Below are 14,393 nucleotides of genomic sequence, written 5' to 3'. Positions count from 1 at the left end.
CCATGTGGCGGCACGACCCTCCCGGCACCCGCTCAGCCGGCGTCGGGCCGCAGCAGCGGGACCATCAACTGGTCGACCATTTCCTCCAGATCACGATCCCCCCATTCGCTTCCGCTCATCTTGGAGCGGTACATCATCATGGCCGGCATGGCATCGATGACGTAGCTGTTCGCCGCGTCGGCCCGCACCTCCTTGCGCTCGATTCCACGGGTGATGACCTCCCGGAGCAGGTTGACGGTCGGCTCCACGATCCCGTTGAAGATCACGCTGTGGAAGCGCTCCGCCTGCACCGGATCGCATTCGTGAATCACCGACCGGACCGCGAACCCGGGCCGCGAGTACATGGCGTCACGAGCCGTACGGCAGAGCGCGAGGAGGTCCTCGCGCACGCTGCCCAGATCCGGGGCGCCCTCGATGCACGGCAGACCGGCCCGCAGCGCGTCGGCGACGAGATCCTCCTTGGACGGCCAGCGGCGGTAGACCGCGGCCTTCCCGGTCTGGGCGCCGGCGGCGACGCCTTCCATGGTGAGGCCGTTCCAGCCGACCGTGCCGAGTTGCTCCAACGCGGCGTCGAGGATCGCGCGTTCGAGCACAGCTCCGCGCCGACGGAGGGAGGCCGCCTGAGCGGGGGCGGCCGTCCAGCGCGAGGTAACCATCTGAGTGTCTCCAGCAAGCAAGGGAAGCGGGGATTTCGGGTGCGGATGCGGGTGCGCGCGGGTGGGGATGGGGGTTCGGGTGCGCGCCATGCGGCAGCGACGGGGGACCCGCCACATGACTCCAAGATAAGTGAACGCTTGCGTTCACTAGTGGGGACTCACTACCGTTACCACGACAGTGAACGCGAGCGTTCACTAAATCTCTCGTGGGGGACCCATAGTGACAACCTCTCCTGTGCTCCAAGAACGGAAGCCCGGTGCCGCTCGTCGGGAAGGGCATCCCGGCATAGCGCTCACCGTCATCGCGGCCTGCCAACTCATGGTGGTCCTCGACGCGACGATTGTGAACATCGCGCTCCCGCACATTCAAAACGCTCTCAAGTTCAGCACCACCGACCTCACCTGGGTCGTGAGCGCCTACACGCTCACCTTCGGCGGCCTGCTGCTTCTCGGCGGCCGGGCCGGCGACATCCTCGGCCGCCGCCGGGTCTTCATGTCCGGCATCCTGCTCTTCACCTTCGCCTCCCTGCTCGGCGGTCTCGCCCAGGAGCCCTGGCAACTGCTGGCCGCACGCGTCCTGCAGGGTGTGGGCGGCGCGATCGCCTCGCCCACATCGCTCGCACTGATCACCACCACGTTCCCCGAAGGCCCCGAGCGCAACCGCGCGTTCGGTGTCTTCGCCGCGGTCTCCGCGGGCGGCGGCGCCATCGGCCTGCTGGCCGGCGGCATGCTCACCGAGTGGCTCGACTGGCGCTGGGTCCTCTTCGTCAACGTGCCCATCGGCGTCCTGATCGCCGTGCTCACGCCGATGTACATCAACGAGTCCGAACGGCACACCGGCCGCTTCGACTTCCCCGGCGCGCTGACCTCGACGGCCGGCATGGCGGCCCTCGTCTACGGCTTCATCCGCGCGGCCGACCAGGGCTGGCGGGACACCTTGACGATCGGCTCCTTCGTGGCGGCCGTGGTGCTGCTGGTCGGCTTCGGGCTCATCGAGTCCCGGGCCAAGGAACCGATCACCCCGCTGCGGATGTTCACCGACCGCAACCGCTCGGGAACGTACGTGATCATGCTGTGCCTGGCCGCGGCGATGTTCGGCATGTTCTTCTACATCGTGCTCTTCGTGCAGAACGTGCTGGGGTACACCCCGATCCAGGCCGGTCTCGCCTTCCTGCCCGTGACCGTCGTGATCGCGGCCGGCGCGGGACTCTCGCAGCGGTTCCTGCCCGTGCTCGGCCCCAAGCCGTTCATGCTCGCGGGCTCGACCCTCGCGATGATCGGGCTCGCTTGGCAGACCCTCATCAGCTCCGACAGCTCCTACGTCGGCGGCGTGCTCGGACCGATGCTGGTGTTCGGGTTCGGCATGGGCCTGAACTTCGTGACGCTGACGGTCACCGCTGTCTCGGGTGTCGCTCCGCACGAGGCGGGCGCGGCCTCCGGACTCCTCAACGCCATGCAGCAGGTGGGTGGTTCGCTCGGCCTGTCCATTCTGACGACGGTGTTCGGCTCGGCCAGCAGGGACGAGGCGAAGAAGCAACTGCCCTCCTTCCTCACCGACGGCACGCCGGAACAGAAGGCCGAGTTCACCAAGACGCACCAACTCCCGGCGCCCTGGGGGCACGAGGTCCTCGCCCACGGCATCTCGACGGCCTTCATTCCGGCCGCCGCGATGGCGGTACTCGCCCTGGCCACCGCCTGGTTCGTGATCCGGGTGCGCAAGAGCGACCTGGAGGCGCTCGCCGGAACGGCGGGTCCCGCGGCCGTCTGACCCGGCCGGGCCCACGAAGGACCGCGGACGGCCGGACCTCGTCCGGGAAACCGACGGCGAGGACGCCGGTCCGGCCGTCCGCCTCAGCCGGAACACCAGACAGAACAGCGCGATCAACGCAAGCAACGCCCGCGGAAACTCCATGACCACCCCCTGGCCCCTGGCACATCACCCGCATATGCGGACCCGTACGCCGCACAGCATCTGCCAGCACAACGGCCGGGCGGTCACGGAGAGTTCCCGACGACCACAGAGAGTTTTCAAAGCGGAGCGGAACACCGCGGAAGCCGCCCGCGAACGCCTGTCGCCTGCCGACCCGTATATGGCCTGCCGACCGACCCGCCGGTGAACCTGCCGCCCGCTACGCCACCGCCGGCACCCAGTCCGGCAGCGCCTCCGTCCGCTCCACCCACTCGACCGGCGGCGCCCCCGCCTTCCCCGCGGCGATCACACCGCCCACGATCGCGCAGTTCGTGTCCACGTCACCGCCGACCTGTGCGGTCGTCCAGAACGCCCGCTCGAAGTCCCCGAGGCCCCGCGCCGCCGACCAGAGCGCGAAGGGCACGGTGTCGTGGGCGGACGTACGCCGTCCGCAGCCCAGTACGGCAGCGACGGTGCCCGCATCGTCGTAGTCGAGCATGTCCCGGGCGCGGCGCAGTCCGGCACCGACGGCGCTCTTGGGGACGAGCGCCAGGACGCCGTCCAGGAGCTTCTCGGGGCTGGGCGGGCCGTCGGGGGCACCGGCCAGCGCGGCGGCCGCGGCGACGGCCATGGCGCCGACCACGGCCTCACGATGCTGGTGTGTGGGATACGCCGAGATCTCCGCCTGGTGGACCGCCTGCTCGGGGTCGTCGGCGTACCAGGCGCCCAGAGGGGCGATCCGCATCGCCGCGCCGTTCCCCCAGGATCCCTGCCCGTTGAAGAGCTGGGCGGAGAGCTCGCGCCAGTCGCCGCCCTCCCGGACCAACCGCAGCAGCCGGTTGACGGCGGGGCCGTACCCGCGGTCGAAGTCGTGGCGCACGGCGAAGGAACGGGCCAGGGCGTCCTGGTCGATGCGGTGGTGGGCGGCCAGGACGGCGACCACGGAGCACGCCATCTCGGTGTCGTCGGTCCACTGCCAGAGGTCGGCGGGCAGTTCGCGGCGCTGCAACAGCGGATAGTTCTCCGGTACGAAGAACTGCGAGCCCAACGCGTCCCCGACCGTCAGGCCGCGCAGACTGTTCAGGGCGCGATCCAGGCGCCCACTGGAAGAGAAGTCAGAGGTCATGTTCCTCCGACCCTATCCGGTGACCCCGTACGGCTCCGGGTCGCGCCAGCGATCGAACGGCCGGTCCATGACGTACTTGCCGTCGTCCCCGAGCACCAGCATCCGCATCTCCGCGTTCCCCGGGTTCGACAGCGACTCGAACTCGGCGACCGTCCAGTGGAACCAGCGCATGCAGAACAGCCGCATGGCCAGACCGTGGGTCACCAGCAGCACGTTCGTCGGGTGGTCGGCGGCCTCGAAGCTGCGGTACAGGCTCTCCAGGAAACCGCCGACCCGGTCGTACACGTCGGCGCCGGACTCGCCCTGGGCGAAGCGGTAGAAGAAGTGACCGTATGCGTCGCGGTAGGCCTTCTGGAGGCGTACGTCGTCGCGGTCCTGCCAGTTCCCCCAGTCCTGCTCACGCAGCCGGGGCTCCTCGCGCACCCGTATGAGGTCGGGGTCGAGGTGGAAGGCGCGCAGGGTCTCGTGCGTGCGGCGGTACGGGGACACGTACACGCTGACGCGCTCCCGGCCGAGCACCTCGCGAATGCGTTTACCCGTCTCCTCCGCCTGCTGCCAGCCGCGCTCGGTCAACGCGAGCGCATGGTCGGGCTCGCGCTCGTACACGGTGTCATCAACATTGCCCGTTGACTCTCCGTGCCGGACAAGGATGATCCGCCGTGGTCGTGCCATGCCAAAACCCTAGATCGGGTGAGGGCAGATCGAGCACTCGTACGGGCTCCATACGGCGTAGGTCACACAATTCCCGCACCTCGCGCCCCGTAGGAGTGCGTGTGTCACGCGGTCGGTGCTCAGACCGTCCAGGTCGGTTCCAGGTCCACGATGTCGCCGGTGAGGGCTGCCACGTCGGCCTCCGTCTGGGCCCGCAGGGCGAGCCGCTCCACCCGTTCCGTGCGGTACTTGCCGTGTTCGGCGGCCTGCCGCCACATGGACAGCACCAGGAACTCGTGCCCGGGCGCCTCGCCGAACAGCCCGCGGATCATGCCCGGCGAGCCGGCCATGGCGGGATTCCAGACCTTCTCCTGCATGAGCGTGAAGTTGTCCACGCGCTCCTCGTGAATACGAGCCAGGGCAACCCGCACCAGGTCGGCGTCCGTGAAGCGCGGCTCGAAGCCGGTCTTCACGTCGAAGCGGTGGTCGAAGAGCTTGACCTGGGCATCTTTGAAGGTCCCCGACTGAGCCGAGGCCAGCCGGTCGTGCGAGCGGGCCATGAAGGAGTCGTAGAAGGCGCGGCTCTCCCAGAACGCGAAAACGTGCGCCACGCCTTGCCTCTGCCGACTCCACCCACCACCCTGTCCCCGAAACCCCGGCTCCCCCAGAAGCCCCGCCCACTTTCGCTGCCCGCGCTCGAAGCCGCGGCGGTCCACCACGGTGCAGCGAATCCACTTGACCAGCACCGCGCCATCGTAAGGCCACGGAGCGTGGCGCCGGTCACGCTCGGGCGGACAGCTCGTCCATCCACGTACACACGCGCGTGGCAGGATGGACAATCGGCCCTGTCCGCCCGGTAGTTCGGGCCGCAGAAGGCATAGGGGAAACGGGGAAGGGGAAGTCTGGTGAACGGCCTCAAGAAGGGCATCCGCAAGGTCGAGGTCGGGCTGAAATGGGATCCGAGTCCCACTGGGCAGCCGCCCACCGATCTGGACATCGTTGCCGCGACCTACGAGGAGAGCGATCCGTACGGCGCTCCCTCGTACGTGGTGTATTTCGACAGCAGGTCCCCCGACGGCACCATCTATCTCAACCGGGACAGCAAGGACGGCAAGGGCTTCGGCTGGGACGAGGTCATGACGCTGGAGCTCGACCGGCTCAACAGCCGCTACACGCGCGTGGTCGTCGGCATCGTCATCCAGCAGCCCTCGACGCACAAGACCTTCGTGGGCGTGCTCAACCCGGGCCTGCGGATCCGCGAGGGCTACACCGTCCTGGCCGAGGACGACTTCGGTGACGTCCTGGGGTCGACGGCGGCTGCCGTCGGGGAGTTCGTGCGTGAGGGCTCCGGCACCTGGACGTTCCGTCCCGGGATCCACGGCTTCGAGGACGATCCCGCGACCTTCATCAGGAGCATGGGCCAGGCGCACCAGCCCTGACCGAGGAGCGGCGACACGAAGAGGAGGGGCACCGACACATGGCCGGTGCCCCTCCTCTTTTAAAGATGTTCTCTCAGAGACTGCCTGTCAGGCGGGACGGATAGGTCCCGCCCTCCGTCAGCTGCAGCCGCTGGTCGAGCCGCAGCCCTCGCAGATGTAGCAGGAGCCGGCCCGCTGCATCTTGGTGCCGCAGGAGAAGCACAGCGGGGCGTCGGCCTGGATGCCCAGCTGCATCTCCACCAACTCGGCGCTGGTGTGCGCCTGCTGCGGGGCGGGCTTGGCAGCCTCGACCTCGGCCTTCGGCGTGGCCACGGCCTTCAGCTCCTGGGCGCGCGGCGCCGACTGGGCCAGGCCCTCGACGTCGACCTCGTCGTCGATGGACTGCTCGTACGAACCCGTCTCCAGGTGACGCTGACGCTCCGGAGCGGAGTGGATGCCGAGCGCGGACCGCGTCTCGAAGGGCAGGAAGTCGAGCGCCAGGCGGCGGAAGATGTAGTCGACGATCGACTGTGCCATCCGCACGTCCGGGTCGTCCGTCATACCGGCCGGCTCGAAGCGCATGTTCGTGAACTTCGAGACGTACGTCTCCAGCGGCACCCCGTACTGGAGGCCGACCGAGACGGCGATGGAGAAGGCGTCCATCATGCCCGCGAGGGTGGAGCCCTGCTTGGACATCTTCAGGAAGACCTCGCCGAGACCGTCGTCCGGGTAGGAGTTGGCGGTCATGTAGCCCTCGGCGCCGCCGACCGTGAAGGACGTCGTGATGCCGGGACGGCCCTTGGGCAGACGCTTGCGGACCGGGCGGTACTCGATGACCTTCTCGACCGTCTCGCGGATGGTCGCCTCGGCCTTCTCGGTGACCTCGACCTTCTCCTTCTCCTTGGTCTTGGCGGAGAGGGGCTGGCCGACCTTGCAGTTGTCGCGGTAGATCGCGAGCGCCTTGACGCCCATCTTCCAGGCCTCGAAGTAGACCTCCTCGACGTCCTCGACGGTCGCCGTCTCCGGCAGGTTGACCGTCTTGGACAGCGCGCCGGAGATCCAGGGCTGGATGGCGGCCATCATGCGGACGTGGCCCATCGCGGAGATGGAACGCTCGCCCATGGCGCAGTCGAACACCTCGTAGTGCTCCGGCTTGAGGCTCGGGGCGTCGATCACATTGCCGTTGTCGGCGATGTGGGCGACGATCGCCTCGATCTGCTCCTCCTGGTAACCCAGGCGGCGCAGGGCCTGCGGGACGGTGCCGTTGACGATCTGCATCGAGCCGCCGCCGACCAGCTTCTTGAACTTGACCAGCGCGAGGTCGGGCTCAAGTCCGGTGGTGTCGCAGGACATCGCGAGACCGATGGTGCCGGTCGGGGCGATGACGGACGCCTGGGAGTTACGGAAACCGTTCTTCTCACCGAGCCGCAGCACGTCCTGCCAGGACTCCGTGGCGGCGGCCCAGATCGGCGTGTCCAGGTCGTCCGCGCGCGGGGCCGTGGTGTTGGCGTCGGAGTGCTGCTTCATGACCCGCAGGTGCGGCTGCGCGTTGCGGGCGTAGCCGTCGTACGGGCCGACGACCGCGGCGAGTTCGGCGGAGCGCTTGTACGACGTGCCGGTCATCAGGGAGGTGATGGCACCGGCGAGCGCACGGCCGCCGTCGGAGTCGTACGCGTGGCCGGTCGCCATCAGCAGGGCGCCGAGGTTGGCGTAGCCGATGCCGAGCTGGCGGAACGCGCGCGTGTTCTCGCCGATCTTCTGGGTCGGGAAGTCCGCGAAGCAGATGGAGATGTCCATCGCGGTGATGACGAGCTCGACGACCTTGGCGAAGCGCTCGACCTCGAAGGACTGGTGGCCCTTGCCGTCGTCCTTGAGGAACTTCATCAGGTTCAGCGAGGCGAGGTTGCAGGACGTGTTGTCCAGGTGCATGTACTCGCTGCACGGGTTCGAGCCGTTGATGCGGCCGGACTCCGGGCACGTGTGCCACTGGTTGATGGTGTCGTCGTACTGGATGCCCGGGTCGGCGCAGGCCCAGGCGGCCTCGGCCATCTTGCGGAACAGCTGCTTGGCGTCGACCTTCTCGATGACCTCGCCGGTCATGCGGGACGTCAGGCCGAACTGGTCGCCGTTCTCGACGGCCTTCATGAACGTGTCGTTCACGCGGACCGAGTTGTTGGCGTTCTGGTACTGCACCGACGTGATGTCGTCGCCGCCCAGGTCCATGTCGAAGCCCGCGTCACGCAGGGCGCGGATCTTCTCTTCTTCCTTGACCTTGGTCTGGATGAAGTCCTCGATGTCGGGGTGGTCGACATCCAGGATGACCATCTTGGCCGCGCGCCGGGTGGCGCCACCGGACTTGATGGTGCCGGCGGAGGCGTCGGCGCCGCGCATGAAGGAGACCGGACCGGAGGCGTTGCCACCGGACGACAGCAGCTCCTTGGAGGAGCGGATCCGGGAGAGGTTCAGACCGGCGCCCGAGCCCCCCTTGAAGATCATGCCCTCTTCCTTGTACCAGTCGAGGATCGACTCCATGGAGTCGTCGACGGCAAGGATGAAGCAGGCGGAGACCTGCTGGGGCTGCGGGGTGCCCACGTTGAACCACACGGGGCTGTTGAAGCTGAAGATCTGGTGCAGGAGGGCGTACGCCAGCTCGTGCTCGAAGATCTCGGCGTCGGCGGGCGAGGCGAAGTACTTGTAGTCCTCGCCGGCCTTCCGGTACGTCTTCACGATGCGGTCGATGAGCTGCTTGAGGCTCACCTCACGCTGCGGGGTGCCCACAGCGCCGCGGAAGTACTTGCTGGTGACGATGTTGACCGCGTTCACCGCCCACTCGGCGGGGAACTCGACGCCACGCTGCTCGAAATTGACCGAGCCGTCGCGCCAGTTGGTCATGACGACGTCACGACGCTCCCACTCCACCTCGTCGTACGGATGCACGCCGGGAGTGGTGTGAATACGCTCGATACGCAGTCCCTTGGTCGCCTTGGTGCCCTTCGTGCGGGAACCTCGTGCCGGACCGCTCGCCGTCTCTGTCATGCCGCCTCCCTGTACAGGCAAAAACGCCCTGAAATGCCACGATGTTCCCGTGGCAGAGTGTTTGTCTGGTGTCGCGGCCGCCGAAACGCTCATGGCTCCGCGACAAGTCCTGGTCCGCCGCCGCCCGGCCGGACCCGGGGCTCGCGCCCGGTTCCGGCCCGCCGGTCAGTCGGCGGAGTGGGCGGGTACGGGGACCTGAACAGTCCCTCCGGACCCGCCGTCGTCTTCCTGGCTTCCCGATCCCGCGTCTTCGTCGTCCGCGGCGGGGCCTGGCGTCGCTTCCCGCAGTTCCACGATCGCGGCCTCGAAGTCCTCGAGCGAGTCGAACGCCCGGTAGACGGAGGCGAATCGCAGATAGGCGACGAGGTCGAGTTCCTGCAACGGGCCGAGTATGGCCAGCCCGACGTCATGGGTGGTCAGTTCGGCACTTCCGGTGGCCCGCACCGCCTCCTCGACCCGCTGGCCGAGCTGGGCGAGTGCGTCCTCGGTGACAGGTCGTCCCTGGCATGCCTTGCGCACACCGTTGATGACCTTGGTACGGCTGAAAGGCTCGGTGACTCCGGACCGCTTGACCACCATGAGCGAACACGTCTCCACGGTCGTGAAACGACGGGAGCAGTCCGGACACTGGCGGCGCCGGCGGATCGACGTGCCGTCGTCGGTCGTACGACTGTCGACGACACGGCTGTCGGGGTGCCTGCAGAAGGGGCAGTGCATGATCTTCCAACCCTCCTCACAGCAGACTCAATGGCCTCGCCGGGCCCGTCGGACCCTCGAAGCAGCCCCAAGCATAGGCGATCGCCAAGCGTTCGAAGACCCGGGGGACCACAACTTCTGGGCTGCTGCCGCAATCCAACCACTAGATGTGGGATTTGGCTTGCCAAACACGCCGAACACGCGTGTCGCGCACGTATTGGCATGTGCCGTACGCCTGTACCCGCCGCAGCGGAAACGAGCGGGCACGACCGTACCGCTGCGACACATGCGGAGATACCGTGGGCGCCACACGGAGAGGACGTGCGACTCCCGCAGAAATGGGGGCCGGTACCCGGTCGACGGGATGCCGGATGGCAGACTGGGGCGACAACCCACGAGGCCACCACCCCGGCGGTGAAGAGCACGAACTCGGGCACCTTCGTCCACCGGAAGCGCGTCAGCCATACACCCAGACACATGATCAAGTCAGGTTATCCACGGTTTTTCACTCGAACGTGTGTTTGGCGCAACCTTTCGAAAGCAACTACCGTTGTCCAGCAGGGAGACCATCGAGAGGGGCCGACGTGACCACCACCGCAGACAGTGCCACCATCACTGCCCAGGACCGCTCCCAGGGCCGACTCGAGCCGGTGCATGCGATGAACGAAGCCGTGAATCCCGAGGGACACAAGCGTTCCCTACCAGGGCGACCGCCAGGCATCCGGGCCGACAGCTCAGGGCTCACCGACCGGCAGCGCCGGGTGATCGAGGTCATCAGGGACTCGGTGCAGCGACGGGGATATCCACCGTCGATGCGGGAGATCGGACAGGCCGTCGGCCTCTCCAGCACCTCCTCGGTCGCACACCAGTTGATGGCACTGGAGCGCAAGGGCTTCCTGCGCCGTGACCCGCACCGCCCGCGCGCGTACGAGGTGCGCGGTTCCGACCAGGCCGCCTCCGTGCAGCCCACCGACACCGCCGGCAAGCCCGCCGCGTCCTACGTCCCCCTCGTGGGCCGTATCGCCGCCGGTGGCCCGATCCTGGCCGAGGAGTCGGTCGAGGACGTCTTCCCCCTCCCCCGCCAACTGGTCGGTGACGGTGAGCTGTTCGTCCTCAAGGTCGTCGGTGACTCGATGATCGAGGCCGCGATCTGCGACGGGGACTGGGTCACGGTCCGCCGCCAGCCGGTCGCCGAGAACGGTGACATCGTGGCCGCGATGCTCGACGGCGAGGCCACCGTGAAGCGCTTCAAGCGCGAGGACGGCCACGTCTGGCTCCTCCCGCACAACTCGGCGTACGAGCCGATCCCCGGCGACGACGCGACCATCCTGGGCAAGGTGGTGGCAGTCCTGCGGCGCGTGTGACAGCCGCGACGGGCGGGCCCTGACGGACCCCGCTCCCTGACCGGGCCCCGGAACCCCTGCGCCGGTTCCGGGGCCCTGTGCGTTGCCCTCCGGCGGTTGGCGGGTCTCGGCCCTCGGTGGTCAATTGATTGATGTGGATCGGGGGTCGGCCTGGCACAGGTGCGCCAGGCCGACCCCCGATCACTCGTCTTCGGCCGACGCCTGGCTTTCAGCTTCCGCCTGCTCTTCGACTTCCGCCTGCTCCTCGGTCTCCGCCTGCTCCTCGGCCTTCTTCGCGACCGCGTCGATCGCGGCGAGGGACTTCCGGACCTGGTTGCGGTCCGTCGTGAACCAGAAGTCGGGCAGTGACGCCTTCAGATAGCTGCCGTATCGAGCCGTGGCAAGGCGCTGATCCAGTACGGCGACCACGCCACGGTCCCCCGACGCCCGTACGAGGCGGCCGGCGCCCTGGGCCATGAGCAGCGCCGCGTGGGTGGCAGCGACAGCCATGAAGCCGTTGCCCCCGGCGTCCTCGACTGCCTTCTGGCGGGCGCTCATGAGCGGGTCGTCCGGGCGCGGGAACGGGATCTTGTCCATGACGACCAACTGGCAGCTGGTTCCCGGGACATCGACGCCCTGCCAGAGCGAGAGGGTGCCGAAGAGGCAGGTCTTCGGATCGGCCGCGAAGTTCTTGATCAGCTCGCCGAGGGTCTCCTCGCCCTGTAGGAGGATCGGGAACTCCGGGATGCGGGAGCGCAGTTCCTCAGCGGCGAGCTGGGCCGCCCGCATCGAGGAGAAGAGACCGAGGGTGCGCCCGCCGGCGGCCTGGATCAGCTCCGTCAGCTCGTCCAGCATGTCCGCGCGGTCACCGTCGCGCGCCGGGCGCGCCAAGTGCTTGGCCACGTACAGGATGCCCTGCTTGCGGTAGTCGAAGGGCGAGCCGACGTCGACGCCCTTCCACTGCGGGATGTCCTCGCCCTCGGTGCCCTCCGGGGCCAGCCCGAGCGAGGCGCCGACGCCGTTGAAGTCGCCGCCGAGCTTCAGCGTGGCCGAGGTCAGGACCACGGATCGGTCCGTGAAGAGCTTCTCCCTGAGCAGGCCCGACACGGACATCGGGGCCACCCGCAGGGAGGCGCCGAAGCGGTCGTGACGCTCGTACCAGACGACGTCCCACTCGGAGCCGTTCGTGATCCGCTCCGCCACGTCGTGGACGCTCTCCACGGACGCCAGCGCCTGTTTGCGGACCGCGTCCTCGTCCTGGACCGACTTGTCACGCGTCGCGCCGATCGCGGAGATCACCGTACGACAGGCGTCGCGCAGCGCCATGAGCGCGTAGCCGAGGTCTTCCGGGATCTCTTCGAGGCGGCCCGGCAGAGCCAGTTCCATCAGCCGTTCGAAGCCTTCGGCGGCGGTCTGGAGCTGGTCGGCGGCCTTCTCGTTGGCCAGCTTCGCGGCGCGGCGCACAGCGCGGTTGACCTGTCCGGGAGTGAGCTCGCCGGTGGCGACACCGGTGACCCGGGAGACCAGTTCGTGCGCCTCGTCGACGATCAGTACCTCGTGCGGCGGGAGGACCGGGGCGCCCTCGATGGCGTCGATCGCGAGCAGCGCGTGGTTGGTGACGATCACCTCGGAGAGCTTGGCGCGCTCACGGGCCATCTCTGCGAAGCACTCGGCGCCGTACGCGCATTTGGTCGCGCCCAGGCACTCGCGGGAGGAGACCGAGATCTGGGCCCAGGCGCGGTCGGAGACACCGGGCGTGAGGTCGTCGCGGTCGCCGGTCTCCGTCTCGTCGGCCCAGTCGCGCATGCGCAGCAGGTCCTGGCCCAGTTTGCTGGTCGGCGCGGCCGCCTCGAACTGGTCGAAGAGGCCCTCCTCCTCGTCCTGCGGAACTCCCTCGTGCAGACGGTGCAGGCACAGGTAGTTCGACCTGCCCTTGAGCATCGCGAACTCCGGGCGGCGGCGCAGCAAGGGATGCAGTGCGTCGACCGTACGCGGCAGGTCGCGCTCGACGAGCTGGCGCTGCAGGGCGAGGGTGGCCGTCGCCACGACGACCCGCTCCCCGTGCGCGAGCGCGGGCACCAGATAGCCCAGCGACTTTCCGGTGCCTGTGCCGGCCTGGACCAGCAGATGGGAACCGCCGTCGAAAGCCTCCGCGACGGCTTCGGCCATGGTCACCTGGCCAGGGCGCTCCGAACCGCCGACAGCAGTGACGGCAGCATGCAGGAGTTCGGGGAGTGAGGACTTCGTCATAGGGCGACCACCCTACGGCCCGGGACTGACAAACGGGTGATCAAGCCTGGTGGGAGCGATGGGATCAGGACCTTGGTCGTCTCGGCCGGTGACCGGGGCGGAGCGGGATGGGGTCGGAGTCCGACCGGAGTCGGATCGGATGAGGGCCGAGTGGGGATCGGCTGTGGTTGGGGTGGCATCGGATCCGATCGGTGGGGCGTGGGTGCGGTTTCGCGTCGGGTCGCGAGGGGGGCCCGATCGCGCGGGACGTGGTCGCGAATGGGCTGTCCGAAAGCCGGGCGTCCGAGAGGTGGAACGGGAACGCGGCCGGCAGTGCGGTATTCGGCGTTCGGTCGGCGTTCGGTCGGCGGCAGCCGATCCGCAGGCGCGGAAATCAGTTCGGCGGAAGTGGGAACCGGCTCGGCGCGAGCGGTGTACCAAAAGTAGCGATGTCGCGGCATGGCGTTACAGCAGGTCGCGCAGGGACCGGTCTCGGATCATGAGGGCGGCCCGCTTGGCGGGCAGGTCGACCTCGGCGGAGAAACGGAATCCGGCGCGCAGGAAGGCAGCTACGGAAGGGGTGTTGCGAATGTCGGGTTCCGCGATGACACGCGCGCAGGCGGCCCGCTTGTCCAGGGCCAGATCAGCGACGGTTCGGAGCAGCGTGCTGCCGAGCCCTCGCCCGCGATCGGCGACGCCGCCGATAACGAGGTGGATTCCGGTGTCGTGAGGTCGAGCGGGGTAGTGGCGGGCCAGTGGGTCCAGATCCGCCCGGTAGATCTCCCAGTAGCTCATAGGCGTGCCCTCCAACACCCCGAGGCAGGGAAGGCTGCGTCCGTCGCCGGTGAGCTGGGCCCGCAGGTGGTCCTCGGTCACGGCCTGGAAGCCGGCCAACTCCCAGAACTCCGCGACAGCGGGGTCGTTCATCCAGCGGCTGATCAGCGGGACGTCTCGCTCGATGTGGACGGGGACGAGTTGGAACACGCCCGCGGGCGTGAGAACAGGGCCCCAGTCGGCGATCTGGTCGAGTAGGTCGTCGGAGAACGGATCGGTGACGGACGCGTCTAGAGGGGACCGGTCGCGGAGGTCGGCGTGAGAGTCGGTGCCGGCAGCGGTGTCCTGAGCGAAGAGCGCGATCAGCTCGTCGGGCAGACGCAGGTCCAGCGTGTCCTCGCAGTCGGATCCGATGCCGGCGCCCAGGTCGGTGACGGCAGAGGCGGGGGCGGCGGAGACAGAGGCGGGGGCTGCGTTCGCTCCGGCGTCAGTGGGAAGCACAGTGACGCTCCTCTCAGAGGTCTCGGTAGGCGGGGTGGGACGTTCCTCAGGTGC

At 68.4% G+C, this 14,393-nt stretch carries 11 protein-coding genes; 3 read left to right on the top strand and 8 right to left on the bottom strand.

Annotated features, from left to right (window positions below; translation table 11 throughout):
* Positions 1-32: 32 nt before the first annotated feature.
* Complete coding sequence (locus ACWD5F_RS08550; protein WP_451252419.1) at positions 33-656, bottom strand: TetR/AcrR family transcriptional regulator; 624 nt, start codon at positions 654-656, stop codon at positions 33-35.
* 235 nt (positions 657-891) lie between these two features.
* Between ACWD5F_RS08550 and ACWD5F_RS08545 the strand changes: the two genes are divergently transcribed.
* Positions 892-2,424, top strand: a complete 1,533-nt coding sequence (locus tag ACWD5F_RS08545; protein ID WP_451252417.1) for an MFS transporter — start codon at positions 892-894, stop codon at positions 2,422-2,424.
* 361 nt (positions 2,425-2,785) lie between these two features.
* Here the strand turns inward: ACWD5F_RS08545 and ACWD5F_RS08540 are convergent, their stop codons facing one another.
* From ACWD5F_RS08540 to ACWD5F_RS08530, 3 genes are all read right to left on the bottom strand, one after another.
* Positions 2,786-3,691: an ADP-ribosylglycohydrolase family protein gene (locus tag ACWD5F_RS08540; RefSeq protein WP_451252415.1), complete on the bottom strand. Its 906-nt coding sequence runs from the start codon at positions 3,689-3,691 to the stop codon at positions 2,786-2,788.
* A 12-nt stretch (positions 3,692-3,703) separates the two neighbouring features.
* Positions 3,704-4,363 carry a histidine phosphatase family protein gene (locus tag ACWD5F_RS08535; RefSeq protein WP_280879735.1) on the bottom strand — a complete coding sequence of 220 codons (660 nt, stop codon included), beginning with the start codon at positions 4,361-4,363 and terminating at the stop codon, positions 3,704-3,706.
* Between the two features lie 119 nt (positions 4,364-4,482).
* On the bottom strand, positions 4,483-5,088 hold the full coding sequence (locus ACWD5F_RS08530) for a YdbC family protein (RefSeq protein ID WP_401722166.1): 606 nt from the start codon (positions 5,086-5,088) through the stop codon (positions 4,483-4,485).
* Between the two features lie 159 nt (positions 5,089-5,247).
* Between ACWD5F_RS08530 and ACWD5F_RS08525 the strand changes: the two genes are divergently transcribed.
* A complete protein-coding gene (locus tag ACWD5F_RS08525; RefSeq protein WP_451252412.1) occupies positions 5,248-5,781 on the top strand; it encodes a TerD family protein in 534 nt (177 codons plus the stop codon).
* 117 nt (positions 5,782-5,898) lie between these two features.
* On the opposite strand, the gene ACWD5F_RS08520 is transcribed toward ACWD5F_RS08525, so the two are convergent.
* Both ACWD5F_RS08520 and nrdR read right to left on the bottom strand, forming a co-directional pair.
* Positions 5,899-8,796 (bottom strand): vitamin B12-dependent ribonucleotide reductase, encoded by a 2,898-nt coding sequence (locus ACWD5F_RS08520; RefSeq protein ID WP_451252410.1) that lies wholly within the window; start codon positions 8,794-8,796, stop codon positions 5,899-5,901.
* A 165-nt stretch (positions 8,797-8,961) separates the two neighbouring features.
* The gene (nrdR, locus tag ACWD5F_RS08515) at positions 8,962-9,513 is read right to left on the bottom strand and encodes a transcriptional regulator NrdR (RefSeq protein ID WP_401722174.1); all 552 of its coding nucleotides are present in this window, start codon (positions 9,511-9,513) and stop codon (positions 8,962-8,964) included.
* A 563-nt stretch (positions 9,514-10,076) separates the two neighbouring features.
* Between nrdR and lexA the strand changes: the two genes are divergently transcribed.
* Positions 10,077-10,856 (top strand): transcriptional repressor LexA, encoded by a 780-nt coding sequence (gene lexA, locus ACWD5F_RS08510; RefSeq protein WP_123997280.1) that lies wholly within the window; start codon positions 10,077-10,079, stop codon positions 10,854-10,856.
* Between the two features lie 180 nt (positions 10,857-11,036).
* Here lexA and ACWD5F_RS08505 read toward each other — a convergent pair whose 3' ends face one another.
* Both ACWD5F_RS08505 and ACWD5F_RS08500 read right to left on the bottom strand, forming a co-directional pair.
* Complete coding sequence (locus tag ACWD5F_RS08505; protein ID WP_451252408.1) at positions 11,037-13,085, bottom strand: ATP-dependent DNA helicase; 2,049 nt, start codon at positions 13,083-13,085, stop codon at positions 11,037-11,039.
* 444 nt (positions 13,086-13,529) lie between these two features.
* Positions 13,530-14,339, bottom strand: coding sequence for a GNAT family N-acetyltransferase (locus tag ACWD5F_RS08500; protein ID WP_451252406.1), 810 nt, complete (start codon positions 14,337-14,339; stop codon positions 13,530-13,532).
* Between the last annotated feature and the right edge of the window lie 54 nt (positions 14,340-14,393).

It is taken from the genome of Streptomyces sp. NPDC002499 (assembly GCF_053595415.1).
Note: the sequence above shows the minus strand (reverse complement) of the source record. Positions and strands in the feature narration are given on the sequence as shown.

Excerpts from the sequence above, each read along its gene's own strand:
- ACWD5F_RS08540 (WP_451252415.1), bottom strand. The coding sequence starts at position 3,691 with ATGACCTCTGACTTCTCTTCCAGTGGGCGCCTGGATCGCGCCCTGAAC.
- ACWD5F_RS08550 (WP_451252419.1), bottom strand. The coding sequence starts at position 656 with ATGGTTACCTCGCGCTGGACGGCCGCCCCCGCTCAGGCGGCCTCCCTC.
- nrdR (WP_401722174.1), bottom strand. The coding sequence starts at position 9,513 with ATGCACTGCCCCTTCTGCAGGCACCCCGACAGCCGTGTCGTCGACAGT.
- ACWD5F_RS08520 (WP_451252410.1), bottom strand. The coding sequence starts at position 8,796 with ATGACAGAGACGGCGAGCGGTCCGGCACGAGGTTCCCGCACGAAGGGC.
- ACWD5F_RS08535 (WP_280879735.1), bottom strand. The coding sequence starts at position 4,363 with ATGGCACGACCACGGCGGATCATCCTTGTCCGGCACGGAGAGTCAACG.
- ACWD5F_RS08505 (WP_451252408.1), bottom strand. The coding sequence starts at position 13,085 with ATGACGAAGTCCTCACTCCCCGAACTCCTGCATGCTGCCGTCACTGCT.